19 protein-coding genes are annotated in these 15759 nt (G+C 45.2%); 10 read left to right on the forward strand and 9 right to left on the reverse strand.

The window, feature by feature from the left end; translation table 11 throughout:
* Nucleotides 1–5: 5 nt before the first annotated feature.
* Genes vscX through sctW form a run of 4 tightly spaced genes read right to left on the reverse strand, consistent with a single transcriptional unit; the run spans nt 6 to nt 1899 of the window.
* Nucleotides 6–383: a type III secretion system protein VscX gene (gene vscX / locus R7Q41_RS19255; protein WP_017821329.1), complete on the reverse strand. Its 378-nt coding sequence runs from the start codon at nt 381–383 to the stop codon at nt 6–8.
* On the reverse strand, nt 380–754 hold the full coding sequence (gene sycN / locus R7Q41_RS19260; protein ID WP_005388159.1) for a type III secretion chaperone SycN: 375 nt from the start codon (nt 752–754) through the stop codon (nt 380–382). Before sycN ends, vscX begins: the two co-directional genes overlap by 4 nt.
* A complete protein-coding gene (locus R7Q41_RS19265) occupies nt 741–1025 on the reverse strand; it encodes a TyeA family type III secretion system gatekeeper subunit (RefSeq protein ID WP_170893405.1) in 285 nt (94 codons plus the stop codon). The genes sycN and R7Q41_RS19265 overlap by 14 nt, the downstream gene beginning before the upstream one ends.
* Nucleotides 1006–1899 carry a type III secretion system gatekeeper subunit SctW gene (gene sctW, locus R7Q41_RS19270; RefSeq protein ID WP_064376729.1) on the reverse strand — a complete coding sequence of 298 codons (894 nt, stop codon included), beginning with the start codon at nt 1897–1899 and terminating at the stop codon, nt 1006–1008. Before sctW ends, R7Q41_RS19265 begins: the two co-directional genes overlap by 20 nt.
* A 185-nt stretch (nt 1900–2084) precedes the next feature.
* Between sctW and vscN the strand changes: the two genes are divergently transcribed.
* The 10 genes from vscN (at nt 2085) to R7Q41_RS19320 (ending at nt 10638) form a co-directional block, all read left to right on the forward strand.
* Entirely contained in the window at nt 2085–3407 is a 1323-nt protein-coding gene (gene vscN / locus R7Q41_RS19275) for a SctN family type III secretion system ATPase VscN (protein ID WP_182039224.1), read from the forward strand.
* Complete coding sequence (locus R7Q41_RS19280) at nt 3404–3865, forward strand: type III secretion protein (RefSeq protein ID WP_005377236.1); 462 nt, start codon at nt 3404–3406, stop codon at nt 3863–3865. Before vscN ends, R7Q41_RS19280 begins: the two co-directional genes overlap by 4 nt.
* A 9-nt stretch (nt 3866–3874) precedes the next feature.
* The gene (locus tag R7Q41_RS19285; protein ID WP_318144637.1) at nt 3875–5077 is read left to right on the forward strand and encodes a type III secretion system needle length determinant; all 1203 of its coding nucleotides are present in this window, start codon (nt 3875–3877) and stop codon (nt 5075–5077) included.
* Complete coding sequence (gene vscQ / locus R7Q41_RS19290) at nt 5074–6042, forward strand: SctQ family type III secretion system cytoplasmic ring protein VscQ (RefSeq protein ID WP_151514827.1); 969 nt, start codon at nt 5074–5076, stop codon at nt 6040–6042. Before R7Q41_RS19285 ends, vscQ begins: the two co-directional genes overlap by 4 nt.
* The gene (gene vscR, locus R7Q41_RS19295; RefSeq protein WP_005377232.1) at nt 6039–6689 is read left to right on the forward strand and encodes a SctR family type III secretion system export apparatus subunit VscR; all 651 of its coding nucleotides are present in this window, start codon (nt 6039–6041) and stop codon (nt 6687–6689) included. The genes vscQ and vscR overlap by 4 nt, the downstream gene beginning before the upstream one ends.
* 13 nt (nt 6690–6702) lie before the next feature.
* Nucleotides 6703–6969 carry a type III secretion system export apparatus subunit SctS gene (gene sctS / locus R7Q41_RS19300; protein ID WP_025768124.1) on the forward strand — a complete coding sequence of 89 codons (267 nt, stop codon included), beginning with the start codon at nt 6703–6705 and terminating at the stop codon, nt 6967–6969.
* Nucleotides 6966–7751, forward strand: a complete 786-nt coding sequence (gene sctT, locus R7Q41_RS19305) for a type III secretion system export apparatus subunit SctT (RefSeq protein ID WP_137282056.1) — start codon at nt 6966–6968, stop codon at nt 7749–7751. Before sctS ends, sctT begins: the two co-directional genes overlap by 4 nt.
* A 15-nt stretch (nt 7752–7766) precedes the next feature.
* Nucleotides 7767–8816, forward strand: a complete 1050-nt coding sequence (vscU, locus tag R7Q41_RS19310; RefSeq protein WP_053350339.1) for a SctU family type III secretion system export apparatus subunit VscU — start codon at nt 7767–7769, stop codon at nt 8814–8816.
* Nucleotides 8817–8918: 102 nt separating this feature from the next.
* Nucleotides 8919–9629 (forward strand): helix-turn-helix domain-containing protein, encoded by a 711-nt coding sequence (locus R7Q41_RS19315; protein WP_213871878.1) that lies wholly within the window; start codon nt 8919–8921, stop codon nt 9627–9629.
* Between the two features lie 106 nt (nt 9630–9735).
* Nucleotides 9736–10638: a DMT family transporter gene (locus R7Q41_RS19320; protein ID WP_373920823.1), complete on the forward strand. Its 903-nt coding sequence runs from the start codon at nt 9736–9738 to the stop codon at nt 10636–10638.
* 89 nt (nt 10639–10727) lie between these two features.
* Here the strand turns inward: R7Q41_RS19320 and R7Q41_RS19325 are convergent, their stop codons facing one another.
* From R7Q41_RS19325 to R7Q41_RS19345, 5 genes are all read right to left on the reverse strand, one after another.
* Nucleotides 10728–12206: a CesT family type III secretion system chaperone gene (locus R7Q41_RS19325; protein WP_158173932.1), complete on the reverse strand. Its 1479-nt coding sequence runs from the start codon at nt 12204–12206 to the stop codon at nt 10728–10730.
* Between the two features lie 9 nt (nt 12207–12215).
* Nucleotides 12216–12674, reverse strand: a complete 459-nt coding sequence (locus R7Q41_RS19330) for a CesT family type III secretion system chaperone (protein ID WP_005377211.1) — start codon at nt 12672–12674, stop codon at nt 12216–12218.
* 230 nt (nt 12675–12904) lie between these two features.
* The gene (gene vopR / locus R7Q41_RS19335; RefSeq protein ID WP_248486635.1) at nt 12905–13882 is read right to left on the reverse strand and encodes a type III secretion system effector VopR; all 978 of its coding nucleotides are present in this window, start codon (nt 13880–13882) and stop codon (nt 12905–12907) included.
* Nucleotides 13883–13892: 10 nt separating this feature from the next.
* Entirely contained in the window at nt 13893–14339 is a 447-nt protein-coding gene (locus tag R7Q41_RS19340) for a type III secretion system chaperone (RefSeq protein WP_248486637.1), read from the reverse strand.
* A gap of 255 nt (nt 14340–14594) precedes the next feature.
* Complete coding sequence (locus tag R7Q41_RS19345) at nt 14595–15758, reverse strand: VopS family T3SS effector adenosine monophosphate-protein transferase (protein ID WP_154204538.1); 1164 nt, start codon at nt 15756–15758, stop codon at nt 14595–14597.
* Nucleotide 15759 lies beyond the last annotated feature (1 nt).

Genomic DNA, 15759 nt, shown 5'->3' on the forward strand with positions numbered 1-15759 from the left:
GTTGGTTAGACCTGAATAAGGAGATTGAGCGCCATAGTGAGGTAACGCTGATCTAGTTGCGTACTTTGTAGCGTTTCAGATGCTTTGATAAAAGAAGCGGAGCCTGAATCCTGTGCAAGAACTTGCAGCTGAGATAACGTTTCATCAAATTGTTGACGGTATTTTTCTGGACGCAACAACTCTGAGTGCAGCAGCTTGGGCTTAGTTAACGCGATGAGATATTGGTCTGAAGGCCTGAGATCATAGAGCTTCTCTAAATGTGTAGCGACCGCCTGACCATCAGGAAGCAATTGAAATCGCTCTGGGAAATCGGCCTTAACTTCACTATGAGTAACATGCGTAAAGGCTTCGATGCCTACGTTTAAAGTGCTGACTCGAGTCATGAGCCTGCCACATCGTTATGTAGACGAGCCAAAAGCGTAAACGCTTGCTCTAAGGTCGGAAGTGTTACTTCTTCTCCTTTTAGCCTTGCTGAAAAAACCAGAGTTTGTTCATCTAACAAGCCGGTTTTAATTTCGAAAGGCCAGCCTTGATCGGCATGACACAAACACAGTGCACTTTGAATCATGTCACTGGTTTGATGCCAAGATAACGCTCGAGACAACATCAAGAATAACTGCTCACCCTGTCGCTCAATATGCAGCGTACCACTTTGCTCAAAATCCAGCTGCACCCGTCCAGCTGATGAGAAATCGACGGCATCGAGCCCCATTCCTCGGCAAAATTCATCGACGGATGCATCAATCCAACTCATCTTCCCACGCTTCCTCTTCTTCTATATCAATGGCTTCGTCTAGCGCCTTTTGTACCGCTTGGATTAAATTCTGTCGTTGTTCTTCATCGGCGAATACGTCAATTGGGATTGCGCGAACTAACTTATGGAACTCTCGAAAAAAATCGATTTTTTGTTCTACCGCCGTCAATTCCATTGCGTTGACGACTTTCCATATCTCATCACTGCTTACCCATCGCTGCTCTACCAACGCAATCACATCAGCCATCAAATTAGAAACTTGATAAGCCATAATTCGTCCTTTCCGGTTTAAACATTTGGAACAGCTGACTCACACGATCTTGCAACGTATTTAGAGTTTTGAGTTTTTGCATATCGGACATCAACCACTTCAACTTAACCGAATCGATACTGCTACCTTGAACACTAAGATCTGCACTCATGCCTTGCAGCATAAAGTCAACAGCGGTCGATACCTCCTGCTCACCAAAGCGCGCCACAACATCTTGATAAGCCGCGCCGAGCCCTTGATAACTATGAACGGTATCGCGGTAGAAGCCGCGCAGCTGATGCAAAGAGCTAAACTCTTGCTCTTGGCTGTATTCATCAGCAAAATTTGAGACGCGGATTTCCGTATCGATTTGAGACCATGTATCTGGGTTTTGCTCGATTCTTAGAAGTGCTTGGTCAATCAGCGCTAGTAGGTGTTTACTTTCTGGACTCGCACTCAAAAACTTTTTAACGGCTTTTAGCGCGAGGTATTGATGGCTTTTCTCCTCGGAAAACCCATTCAAGTAGGCTTGTAATTGCGCGATGGTCGAGATATTTCCTCCCGCCATTTTTGTAGCCAAATCTTTGATCTTTTGATTCTTTTCAAGATCAGGGACTTTTCTTAAGTAGTCCGAAACGAGTTCATGTGCTTCATTAACTCGAACACCACTGTCTTTCACTTTGCGCTTAGTCAGATCTTTCTCTGCTTTTTCGGAACCGAGTGAAGTGAGTTCTTCCATCGCATCAAAAAGTGATTGTGTGGCATTGTGAACACGGACGGTTTCACCGCGATAATTGCCTTTTTGTGAAACGTCGGGGCGAGACGATTCCAACCCGTTTTGGATAGACGCATCAAACTTTGGATTTGTTGCGATATGATTGTTGATAATACTCATTCACTTGCACTCCTTCCGCACAATACAGGCGAATTATAGGAAGTGCGCTTTGTTGAAGCTGTCAAAATCAGACGTGTTTTTTTAGTGCGCTTTCAGTTTTCTAAAAACTCCCGACTGATATTCACTATAAATTGATTCTTATACTTTCTATCCTCTCAGCATCAATCATTGCGCATATTTTTACCTTGAACGATTTCTCATACATCACTGATATCCAACAATCTGCGATTAAACACACGCGTTTGATCCAAATTCGCGGGCGCGTTACACAAGTCACCGGCACCATTATCAAAGCTGTCGTCCCTGGCGTTCGTGTAGGTGAACTGTGTGAGTTGCGTAATCCCGATCAAACTCTGTCTTTGTTAGCGGAAGTGGTTGGCTTCCAGCAGCATCACGCTCTGCTCACCCCGTTAGGAAATATGTTTGGGATTTCCTCAAATACAGAAGTAAGCCCAATGGGCAAAATGCACGAAGTGGGTGTTGGCGACCACCTGTTAGGTACAACGCTTGACGGGCTTGGGCGTCCTTTCGATGGTACGCAAAGTCAGGAACCAAGTGCTTGGTATCCTGTTTATCGCGATGCGCCACCACCAATGCAACGTAAACTAATTGAAAAGCCAATCTCTCTTGGCGTTCGATCCATTGATGGGCTACTGACCTGTGGTGAAGGTCAGCGCATGGGTATTTTTGCAGCGGCTGGCGGGGGTAAAAGTACCCTACTGGCAAAACTGATTCGCTCCGCAGAAGTTGACGTGACCGTTCTCGCCTTAATTGGTGAACGCGGACGCGAAGTGCGCGAGTTTATTGAGCATGACCTAGGCGAAGAAGGAATGGCCAAATCGGTTTTAGTGGTCGCTACCTCTGATCGCCCAGCAATGGAGCGCGCCAAAGCCGCCTTTGTTGCCACTTCTATCGCAGAATATTTTCGTGACCAAGGTAAACGCGTGCTACTGCTGATGGATTCGGTGACGCGTTTCGCCCGCGCACAGAGGGAGATTGGACTAGCCGCAGGCGAGCCACCAACACGACGTGGCTATCCGCCTTCCGTTTTTGCCGCTTTGCCAAAGCTGATGGAACGAGCTGGACAATCAGACAAAGGATCAATTACAGCACTGTACACCGTGTTGGTGGAAGGTGACGACATGACAGAGCCTGTCGCGGATGAAACTCGCTCCATTTTAGATGGGCACATCATTCTCTCGCGTAAACTTGCCGCAATGAACCATTACCCTGCGATTGATGTACTTCGGTCAGCAAGCCGAGTGATGAATCAAATCGTTGAATCCGATCATCAGGCGTCTGCTGCTCATATTCGCGAAATGTTAGCTAAGTATGAAGAAGTTGAACTGCTAATAAAAATTGGCGAATACCAACATGGCGCAGATAGCCGAGCGGATTTGGCCATTGCACAAAGTGATGATATACGCGCCTTTTTACGCCAAGGCACTCATGAACCAAGCGATCTTGATGGCACTATCGCTCAACTTAAAGGGATGGCGAAACAATGATAGAACGCTTATTAGAAATCAAAAAAATTCGCGCTGACCGTGCGGATAAAGCCGTCAAGCGTCAAGAATACCGAGTGTCAAACGCCGCAGCACAGGTTCAAAAGGCCGAACGTTCTGTCGCGGACTATCACGTTTGGCGCCAGGAAGAAGAAGAGCGACGTTTTGCTAAAGCAAAACAACAAACGCTCGTTCTCAAAGAGCTAGAAACATTAAGACAAGAAATCGCGTTGTTAAGAGAGAGAGAAGCCGAACTTAAACAACGTGTGGCCGAGTCAAAAAAAGCGCTTGAAATCGAACGCTCGGCACTTAAAGAAAAGCAAAAAGAGGCGCGACAAGCCCATAAAACCAAAGAAAAATTCGTTCAGTTGCAGCAACAAGAAGTCGCGGAAAAATCGCGAGAAAGGCAATACCAAGAAGAACTCGAACAGGAAGAGTTTCGCACTGTCGACATTATCTAAAGGTTCACTATGCGCATTACCCCAACAACTGAAACATCGAATACGCTGCACAAATCAACGCCGGAACAAGCGCCTCTCGAGAAGGAGGCCGAGCTTCAATCACAATTCGAGCATGCAATGACGAAGAAGCCTAGCAAGGGAAAGGAGTCTATCGTTGGGAATCCCCAAAAAAATCATACTGGCGAAGAAGACATACCGCTAAGGCATAAGACATCTCAAGGTCTAGATAAGAAACTTAACCTATCGAACCAAGAAGCCAACGCTGACAAAAACATCTCCACTTTAAAAGGTCAAAGTGACGTCGTCAGTAAGAGAGATATAGAGAAATCGCAAGACGACGCAGCAAATAGCGAAGAAATAATTAGCAAAAACAATAAATTGCTTAAACATGATGGAAAAAGCGATGGCGACACAGTTCTAAGCTCCCCTTCTACCGAGCGTGTTGATCCTCACTTTCAAGCTCATTTGAAAGATGATAAACCGACGCCGATGGATAAACATACCTCGCCGGAGTATCTCTCTACGCTTGAATCTGGCTTGCTCCCCCAAAATGCGACAGCGACAGAGCTCGCTCAAGATGGGATTAACATTGTTGGCTTAACGAAAAGGCAAACTGAAAAAACGCACAATAAGCGTGCAACTCCGCCGCTACAGAATACAGGCAAACGATCAGACCAAACTGGTGGCCTGCCTGAAACCAAGCCTCTTGAAAAAATCGTGACGAAAAGCGCACTAGTCGCCGTTAAAACGGATGAAGAAAAAGTGCCTTCTCAACCCCTTGCAAGTGCGGTAACACAAGGCGATGTCATCCTAAAAAGTGTTGCTTCGCAGGCTCAACCAAGCCCAACGCGAGACGTAAACCAATTACTCCAGCAGTTGGTGGACAAAATCTATGTTGCTCTGCCAACCGCATCGGACAACAAAGAGGTTCGGCTGTTTCTAAGTGAAGGGCAATTAAAAGGTGGTGAAATCCACATCAAGTTGGACGCTCAAGGGTATAGCGTGACGATTCGACAAGAGCATGCCCTTTCCATTATTAGCCAGCAAGCTAGACAAGATCTTGCTGAACGGCTAAACCGATTCGGCGGTGAGCAGCCACTTCGCTTAGCGATCAGCGAACAAACTCAACAGCTCGAACAACAACATGAACAACAACACTCACGCCAACAACGCAGCGTGTATGAAGAATGGCAAGCGGAGAATGACCTATGACGCCGTTAATAATCCCCAAAGTGGATGCAGAAAGTATCGCGCTCAGCAATCAACTTTGTGCAAAACAGTGCCACTTCCAAGGGACTGATGGTCAGAGCATATCGATTACTGTTGCTCAAATCTCTTCATTTGAAGGGTTCCGTTTAACCACGTTGATTGGAGGGCAAACCCTACAAGTAGACTTTTCTCGTGCGCAGCTCCAACATTGGCTGAAATCGACCTTAAATGCTACTGCGTTTGAGTCCCTGCCTAACTCCCTCCAGTTAGCACTTTTGAGCTCACAGATAGAACCGCATAGTGAGGCAATCAAAGCGCTATTTGGTCAGTTACCCATTCTTAGTCAACTACAGCCGATAGAGGCGAGCCAGGCCCAAGAGCATACTTTAATGTTAACCCTCAATAAGCCTAACGGCTCTCTTTGTTTGTGGGTTAGCGAAGGATCAGACGTGTTGTTGGATGCGCTACCAAACAGCGCTGCTCTACAAGCTCGACACCTCGCTTTACCTGTGTGGTTAAGTCTTGGAAGGACCCATTTGACGTTAAGCGAATTTAATTCGCTCGAGCTGGGAGATGTCATCTTTTTTGACGATGGTTACATCGCCAAGCAACAAGCCATTTTTCAAGTATCTAACCAGAATCTCTGGCGCTGCCAGCTAGATGACCAAACTCTTCACATTATTGAAAAAGAAACCAATATGAATGACGTAAACACTTCAGAAATGTTAACCGACCACCAGCAACTGCCTGTGGAACTCACGTTTGATATCGGCCATCAAACCATCACGCTAGAGCAGCTTAACCAGCTTCAGCCAGGGTACGTATTCGAGCTAAACCAGCCTGTATCTAAGCCGGTAACATTGCGTGCCAACGGCAAAATCATTGGTGAGTGTGAACTGGTTAATGTTAACGAACATTTAGGTGTGCGCGTAGTGGAGCTGTTCGGTGGCACGCAGGAGCCAGCATGATCCAGTTACCCGACGAGCTCAATCTCATTGTCAGCTTAGCACTGCTGGCACTGATCCCATTTATCGCCATGATGGCGACGTCGTTTGTGAAACTCGCCGTTGTATTCTCACTGCTGCGTAACGCTCTCGGTGTACAGCAAATTCCGCCGAATATGGCGCTTTACGGATTGGCTATCATTCTGTCAATTTTCATCATGGCTCCCGTCGGGTTTGAAACCTACGACTACGTAAAGCAGCATGATATCTCCCTTGAAGATTCTGCAAGTGTAGAAGGCCTCATTGAAAGCGGTTTACAGCCTTATCGAGAATTTTTGAAAAAGCATATTCGGGAAACCGAAGCCATATTCTTCACTGATGCTGCACGCACATTGTGGCCACAGAAGTACGTAGACCGTTTAGAGTCGGACAGTTTATTGCTCTTACTGCCCGCATTTACCGTCAGCGAGCTTACTCGCGCTTTTGAAATTGGCTTTCTGTTGTACTTACCGTTCATCGCTATTGACCTAATTGTGTCGAATATCCTACTCGCGATGGGGATGATGATGGTATCGCCAATGACGATTTCCCTCCCCTTCAAATTGTTGCTTTTTGTCTTGCTTGACGGCTGGACAAAGCTCACCCACGGCTTAGTGTTGAGTTACGGTTAATCACGGAGAAAGTATGCATTCTGCTGAAATCATTCATTTCACGACTCAAACATTAACCCTAGTGTTGTACTTGTCATTACCGCCGATTTTAGTCGCAGCATTGGTTGGTACATTGGTGTCGCTTATTCAGGCGTTAACTCAGGTCCAAGAACAAACGTTAGGCTTTGTGGTCAAGCTTATCGCGGTCATTATTACGCTGTTCGTCACAACGCAATGGCTAGGGGCAGAGCTCCACGCCTTCGCCTCGCTTGCTATGGATAAAATTCCTCAAATACGATGAGTTATCACGACTTACACCAGGCTTTATTTTTGTACAGCCTGACGTTACCTCGGTTAATGGCATGCTTCATCTTTTTGCCTATTTTGAGCAAGCAAATGTTAGGCGGCACCATGGTGAGAAATGGTGTGCTTTGCTCACTCGCACTGTTTATATTTCCGATGATTAATCAGCAAAGCTTGCCCGCAGAAACCGACGGCATTTGGCTGATAGTGATTTTGGGTAAGGAGGTATTAATTGGGCTATTGATAGGGTTTGTTGCTGCTATCCCTTTTTGGGCGATAGAAGCGGCCGGTTTTCTGGTCGACAACCAACGTGGGGCTGCCATGGCAAGTATGTTTAACCCAACGCTAGGCTCACAATCCACACCAACAGCGGTATTACTGACCCAAACGTTGATTACCCTGTTCTTCTCTGGCGGGGGCTTTGTCACTTTTATCTATGCGTTATTCAAAAGCTATACATCTTGGCCGATCGTGGACTTTTTCCCAACCGTTAGCGACGCATGGGTGAGCTTCTTCTACGCGCAATTTGAACAGCTTATGTGGCTTGGTGTGTTGATGTCCGCTCCATTAGTGTTGGCAATGTTTCTTGCTGAGTTTGGTCTAGCGCTTATCAGTCGTTTTGCACCGCAATTGAATGTTTTTTTCCTTGCCATGCCAATAAAAAGTGCCATCGCGAGTGTTTTACTGATCGTGTATCTCGGAATAATGATGGATCACTTTGAAGTACAGTTTTACGGCATTACCCGATTCGCAGAACAACTCAATACTATTTGGCAATAACGCTTAGGATTCTTTATGAGTGCAGAAAAAACAGAGCAACCCACCGCAAAAAAGTTACGCGATGCTCGACAGAAAGGTCAGGTTGCCAAAAGCCAAGAAATCGTATCGTCTGCATTAATTTTGGCGCTCATAATTGTACTGTTTGCGTTCGCCGATTATTACATGTCGCACATCTCAGCGCTTATTCTCCTACCAAGTAAGCTTGCTTATCAGGGTTTCCAAGATGCGCTAGTCGATGTCGCTATCGCCATCGCAAAAGAAATTGCCTATCTACTTGCTCCGATTATTCTGGTTGCTGCACTCGTCGCCATCTTTTCCAATATGGGGCAGTTCGGGTTCCTATTTAGTGGTGAATCCGTTAAACCCGACATCAAAAAGATCAATCCCGTCGAAGGGGCCAAACGCATTTTTTCCCTTAAGAGTGTGATTGAGTTTATCAAGTCGATCCTTAAAGTCTCTCTTCTTTCCTGCATTATCTGGGTGACATTACGCGGTAATATCAACGCTTTAATGCAAATTCCAACTTGTGGGCTAGAATGTGTCCCGACCATTACTGGCGTCATGATTAAACAATTAATGATTATCTCTTCGGTAGGCTTCATCGTCATCGCTGCAGCAGATTTTGCGTACCAGAAGTTTGATCACACGAAAAAGCTCAAAATGAGCAAGGACGAAGTGAAGCGCGAATACAAAGAGATGGAAGGCAGTCCAGAAATAAAAAGCAAACGTCGTCAGTTGCACCAAGAGCTACAAGCCTCCAATCAACGCGAAAACGTTAAACGTTCTAATGTATTAGTTACAAACCCAACACATATCGCGGTTGGCCTTTATTACAAGAAAGGCGAAACGCCCCTGCCCGTCATCACTTTGATGGAAACCGATGCGGTAGCCAAACGTATGGTCGCAATCGCTAGAGAGGAAGGCGTGCCTGTGATGCAAAAAGTCCCTCTTGCTCGTGCACTATACGCCGACGGCAACGTCGACCAGTACATCCCAAGCGATCTTATTGAAGCAACTGCGGAAGTGCTTCGTTGGTTGGCCTCGTTAGAGTCCGAGGCGGACTAACAAACCACATCCCATTCAAGATCGGGGCTTACAACTGCCCAGCTTTCAACCTCGATACTTTCAACGCTATAATGCGGTATTCTTTAACTGTATGTTGTTTTTATGAAATCTAACTTAAGCATTCGCTCCTACACGAAACGTATGAGCCGACATACTCATAGTGATTATCATCAACTGGTGCTTCCTCTCCAGGGCAACATACATATTGATATGGATAGTTATGTCGGAAAGGTGGCGGTTGGCGACTGCATAGTCATCCCCAAAAGTTGTGCCCACGGTTTTAATGCCGAAGAGTCATCACGCTTTATTGTTGCGGATATGACCACTTTGCCCACTCATTTGATGGATAATAGTGTGGCTGTGTTTTCGATTAGCCCGCCTCTACTGAGCTTTATCCAGTTTGTCGAAAAGCAACTTGAGTATCAGGTTAATGATGAAATTGAAAACTCAATGGTTGCAACCTTCTATCTGTTGCTAGAGCAGCAAAAGCGGTCTCGCTCCGTAGATTCGCGTATTCGAGATGTACAGGTTGTGATCGCCGAGCAGCTTGATCAGCCACTCACCATTGCCTCATTAGCGAATGCCGCTTGCTTGAGTCCGACGCAGTTTAAAAAGCTTTTTAAAGAGCAGCTAAAAGTGAGCGTCCATAAGTACATTACACTACAACGTATGGAAAAAGCCAAAGCACTACTGACTCATACAGACCTTCCAGTTCAGTTGATAGCTGAACGAGTTGGCTATAGTGACCTTTCCGCGTTTAGTCGACGGTTTTCAATGCATTTTGGTATGTCTCCTAGAGAGTTTTCCCGATAGTCACTAGAATAGTCTTCTGGAACAAGTATTCCGTCTTTTCAGCACAAAAATCTCTATCGCTTTCTTTTATTCTTTCTACCCTAAAACAGCCATTCACTAGGTAGAAATTACAGTGTTAAAAAAACATTTCACCGACTATCAATTAGGAACTTTATCCATACTTTTTGCTTCAACCCTGTGGGGAACGACGGGCACCGCTGCCAGCTTGGCACCGGATGTCAGTGCTCTCGCCATTGGCGCATTTTCTATGGGTATTGGTGGATTTATGCAAGCATGTCTGTCTGCGAAGTCACTGAAGAGAGATTTTCGAAAAGTCGTACATAAGAAGAAAACGTTACTGGTTAGTATTATCGCCTTAGCCACCTACCCACTGGCTTTTTATTCATCAATGCGATTCGCCGGTGTGGCTATTGGTACGGTTGTTTCTATCTCCACTGCACCTTTCTTTTCTGCTTTGTTAGAGTGTCTCTTTAGCCGAAATCAGACCATAACCAAGCGCTGGATGATGAGTTTCGCAATCGGGGTCATTGGCATTACCTTGTTGCTGGCTTCTGAGTCATCCGCAAATAGCTTATTTGATCAGGATATGAAGCATTGGGGTGTATTACTTGGCCTATTGGCAGGTCTGACGTACGCCATTTACTCATGGGGAGTAAAGGCTATGATTGACCACGGCATTGAATCGCAAACGGCCATGGGAAGTGTTTTTGGTATTGGTGGAGTTTTGCTTCTACCAACACTTTTCATCACGGGCGATAATCTATTTGCATCATCAACTAATACGACGGTCATGCTCTACATGGCCTTGATTCCAATGGGGTTAGGTTACGTCGCTTTTGGGTTTGGGCTACGGTTTGTTACAGCCAGTGGAGCTAGCATACTCACGCTATTTGAACCTGTTATCGCAGCCGCACTAGCAGTTGCGATTGTTGGGGAAGAAATTTCTTTCATTGGTTGGGTTGGTATAACGTTGACACTTGTGTGTTTGTTTCTTCAGTCGAAAAGTTAAATTCAATGGAGATGAGCCAGCCCCAAAAAGTAACGCTGACGGTAGATAAAGTAAGGAGCAGCACCTACTCCCTACTTTACCATTTGAAATTACACCCAGCCTTCTGCCAAGTACATCAATCGCAATTGACTTGGTGAGCCTAGTTTTTCTAGCGCATCTAATTGGACGTCACTCAGGTTTGGGCATTTATCAAGATAAACCCGTCCGTTTGCTGCATCTAGGGGGAGCTTGTAGGTGAGCTTTTCGTTGATTTTACTTGCTTCCCCTTTATCAATCGCTCGAACAGCTGGCATGAGCCAATCCCAATCTTCTCCTAACAGTTTTTTAAACGCCCCGTTAGCAATAGACTCGGTTTTACTTGGTGCATCCTCTGGGCTTAGCTTCAAGATAGAGTCTACGTCAGGAACCAAGTGCTCACTTGGCTCTGAACCCAACATCTTTTTCAGTGTTAATCGAGCGGCTTCCATCTCTTGTGCCTCTTTAGGCGCTTGAGGAGAAGTCATTGCAGTATTCTCCTTAGGGCCAAGGTACGCCATTAATGCGCGGACAGAAGCCGGATCTTGCATACTGAAGGTAAAGTCTCCTTTTGCATTGGAAACTTCAAGTCTAGGTAAAACACCAGACATTTCGCCTTGCATAAGTTGCTCTTTTACTTCCGTATTTAACCCGTATGCCCCAGCTTGGTTCGCCACAAAGCCACCGCCGCTCATGATAGCAGTCGTTGCCGCAGAACCGATTGCCTCTTTTGCTATCGGTGTGACGCCCACCGTTGCTACAGAGCTAACACCGAACGTGCCCAGGCTCCCCGTCGCCATACCTAACGTAGCTCCAATGCCACCTTCAGCCGACAGTATCGCATGACCTTGAGCCAAGGTTTGCTGCATCGGCATAGAAAGACGTTGATCTCGCCCTGGCAGCTGTGAAATTTGTTCTAACTGATGATGGTAAGCCTCAGCATCACCATTTACGGCCGCTTTGTGCAGCTCTCGACCTGTAGAAATCAATAAGCCAACACCAGGTAATGCCAAGTTAATAACGGCGTTCACACCAGAACCTTTTAGCTTTTCTTTGCCCATCTGTAACAGTTCAGCAGCGAAGCCATCCATTTTTCCTGGATACTGGGCTTCTAAACTCACCTGCATACGCGGATCTTTGCTGATCGCATCAAACGTATTTTTAAGCTGCTGGTACGCATCGCTGCTCACTTTTATTTCATCCAATAGGCTGACAACTTCTAAGATTTTACGCTCAGTAAGTGGCTCACCGCGATAGCCTGAAGGACTCACTAGGGAGTAAGCCAACAGCGCAACCTCAGGTTTTTCTTGCTTAAGTAGCGCCTGCTTTAAATCAAGGTGAGTTTTGATGTTTTCTTGGAAAAACTTAGTGTATTTGCTTCTCAATACGCCTTCGTGAATAGAAGCAAACTTATGACCTTTGTGGAATGTGGAAGGTTCTTTTACTTCACCTCTTTTACTGATCACTCGGTCATCTTTTTGCGCAGCAACTGCACGAAACTGTTCTAGATCAGGTACTGGGCTTTGACTGATTTTTTGTGTTGTATTAACCATTTTTCTCTCCTACACACGAAGTGATTGAACATGAGCTTGTTCATGATTAGAGGTGGTTGGAATCGCTTGATCCAACATTGCGAAACGCGCTTGCCACAGCTCGGCCTGTTCAATAACTTCGTGAAACCAAGCGGTAAGGTTCGTCGTATTTAGATGCTCAACGGGTTTACGTCCTGCTAAGACAAGCTGTCGACCATTTGGAGCTAAAGCAAGTGCGAGGTTGCCACTACCAATTCCTTGATAGTTAGCATGAGCAAGAAGCTCTAAACCTTTTAGTCGTTGTTCACCGGATTTTTCTAACCCTCCGAACGTTACAGACAACATCAAATCATCCGTATCTGTCGCAATGAAATACAACATGTAGCGATCATCGACCAGTAGCTGACAACGTTCATTTTCTTCAAAATTCAGTTCGGGCAACTCATTGAGTTGGCAAAACTCCAAGAGCAGTTGTTGAATCGTGTTCATAACTTTTTCCTTTTGTTTCAATAACTCTATTGAACAACGATTGCAGATTGAACGATGTCGGTAATGGCTTTATTTTTGTCACTTTTTCGCCTTCATTGTGAGGTTTTCCGCAGAAATCTCGCTCTAAAGTCGAGTTGCCAGAGTAATAAAAAAGAGCAGCTCAGAGCTGCTCTTTCAATAAAGGTTAGATGCTTAGCATGGTGTATTTGCTCACTTCTTTTGCAGAGTGACTAACCCAGTTTATGGCTATCAAAAATGACTTCTGTTGGCGGGAACATATTCGAAACAGGTGGTCGTTGTGCATCTCCAAACATTGGTGCACCGAATGCAGATGTCGCCCACGGGTCAACAATTTTCACATCCTTACTCCACGTTGATGGATCTTTTATGTCGCTCCCCTCTTGTCGACCAACCAGTACATAAAGGTGTGTACCTGAATGACCCTTTTTAAACGCAACCACTTCTACTTTGGGTTCACTTTCAGGTGTTCCTGACATGCCTTGAATCATCTCAGCGGCGGCAGCAAAAGCAAATGTAGTACAGCAGCCGGCTTTCGCGGTTTGTACTGCCTTAGCAATGTTCTGTAGAGTGCTTAATTGCGGTGCGGTTCCTCTTTGTGCTGCAGCTTGAACTCCGTTTGCGGACATCGTCGCTCTGTGATCTTGCATGATTCGCGCTTGATCCGCGTGAAGCTCTTTTAGTCGTGGCTTTCCTTTTGTTTCATAAAACTGTGACCCCTTAACACCGAACGTATTTAAGTCCGTACAGGCAAAATCACCAAGCTTTTGAAGGTTGGCTTTATGTTCGTTGATAAGCGCGACACTCGATGAAGCTTTATTGGTTTTGGAAGATGAGGCTGCCGTTTGTGCAGTGGGCCAATTTGAGCTAGGGCCAGACGACAATCTCTCAAGATTTTTCAGGCTCCCAAGCGTTAACTTATTTTCACCGTTCAACACATTTTTCAGCATGAGCTTCGCAACATCTTTAGGAATACCCTGCTTAGTAAGCAGGTTCACTAAAATATCTTTCGCTTTATTCTGGTGGCTAATACGCGCGCTGATACTTTTATTTTTTGGTGCGCCCTCTTTAACAAAAATATCTTTACCGTTGTGTGCTCGAACCTCTTTGTCGTCAGCTTGATTTTGTGTCGCCAAATGTGACGTTAACTGACTCAACGAGTGCATGTGCGATGTATTAATATTGACCATGTGTGATGCCTTAAACTTGAATAAATGCGTGTACGTCTGTTTGGCTAAAATCTACAACCGTGTTGTTTTGAAATAACTCTACCCAAGTATCAACTAATTCATTCAACTGAATGATTAAGTTAGCAATGTTGGTGAGTTCACTTCCAGCCGCGATAGCAACTTGAAGAACAACGTCTTTGCGTGTTGGATTCACACAAAACTGCACACCACCTGTTTCTCGATACAAGAAGTTGTATTCAAGTAAAACTTGAAGTTTATCTAGCGTAATATCATCTTGTTCTATAAGCAGGTTTTTGGAAATCAATAACTCGCCTTTTTCCTCTACGAGCAGAACATCGACACTGTTGTTTTCAGCAAAATGCAGTGACCACATTTGATCGTCATACGCTGTCACGCGCTCAAGGTTCAGCACTTCTCCTAGCTCAGAGAGAAGCATATTAATCTTTCCTGTATCCATGTTGTGTCCTGTCTAATTTATTATAACTAAGTGACATCGATATATTTATTGCAGCGAAGCCACTTGGGTATAACGGCTCATTTAAATAAGCGAATAAGGATAAAAGAGATTTTATGGCGAGATAGAAACCGACACTTTGTTTCAACGTCTCATTTTTATTGCTATTAGCCGTTTTATTGAGAAGAAAAATTAAGGTTAAGCTGGAAAATAAAAGAGCGGCAATCGCCGCTCCGAAAATTAAATAGAAGTAGAAAATCACTTAATACCGTGAAGGCTATTTTCTGCATCCATAGCTAAAGGATTGAACGAGTCGTTACGAAGTTCTGCTATCGCGTATAGCATGCGCCCCATGCGACCATTTCCATCTGTAAAGCCATGGTACCCGATAACTCCGGCGAACAAATGTTTACCTAAGTCTTTATCTTCTACAGGGTTCTCTTTCAAAAAGCCTTCAATGTGCTGCTTTAACATGCCCTCACCGCCAATACTTGACGGCAAAGTGCCACCCGAAATATTTGGCCCTCGGTAATCACGCTCAACATTAGGCACCAATCGAGCGTGTAGCTCTTTTAGGTTTTCCATATTCAATAAGTCTTTACCATTAGACGCGTATTCTTTCAGTAAAGACGTAATATTTTCGGCATCGTTTCCTTTTGAGTTAGAAGCATTAATGATCCACGCCGCAGCTCTTTCAACATTATTGGTTACGCCACTTTTGTTAAACACGTCCTCTGCCAGTCCTTCAGCGTATACACCTTGGCTTAGATCGGTGCTTGCTAGACCTTCGATATGACGTTGCGCCGATTTAAGATGCATCACCTCCATATCAAACACCGCTTGCATTTGATTGATGCTACCTGCTGGATTTTTCTGCGCTGCAGATATACCACCGCCGTAGTCCTTTACTACACGTCCAGCAAGCGACTTCGCTGCACTTTCGCCAATCAGTGATGTGAGGTTTTTACCAGAATCGGTTTCTAACATTGCCTCTGTCATCGCTCGCTCAGCTAACTGGTTTAGCTCAGCAGAGTTCGACTGAACTGATTTACTGTCTAACTTCGCAAAGGCATTTAAGACATCTGATGCGGTTTTTATGCTTCCATCTTTGAAGAACATTTGTCCATGCTCAACAGAAGAAGCAGCTTGTAAACGCTGAGCTTGTCCTTGCTCATTATCAAATACGGCTTTTGTAAGGGCTTTCGCTACCGATTGTGGGCTACCTTCGCGAAACAGTTTTCCTGTCGCTTCAAAAAATCGCGCTACCGCACCATTCGTAGGATTGGCGCGAGTAAATTCTTGGGTCGCTGCGTTGATTTGGTATTCTTTGCCACCAATACTCAGCTTACCTTCGTTAAGTATCTCGTTACGAGCTTGCGGCATGGCGGCCTGCAACGCGCTAACACTTCCAAAACTGATCATG

This window comes from Vibrio sp. 2096 (assembly GCF_033339595.1).
In the GTDB taxonomy this organism is placed as follows: domain Bacteria; phylum Pseudomonadota; class Gammaproteobacteria; order Enterobacterales; family Vibrionaceae; genus Vibrio; species Vibrio alginolyticus.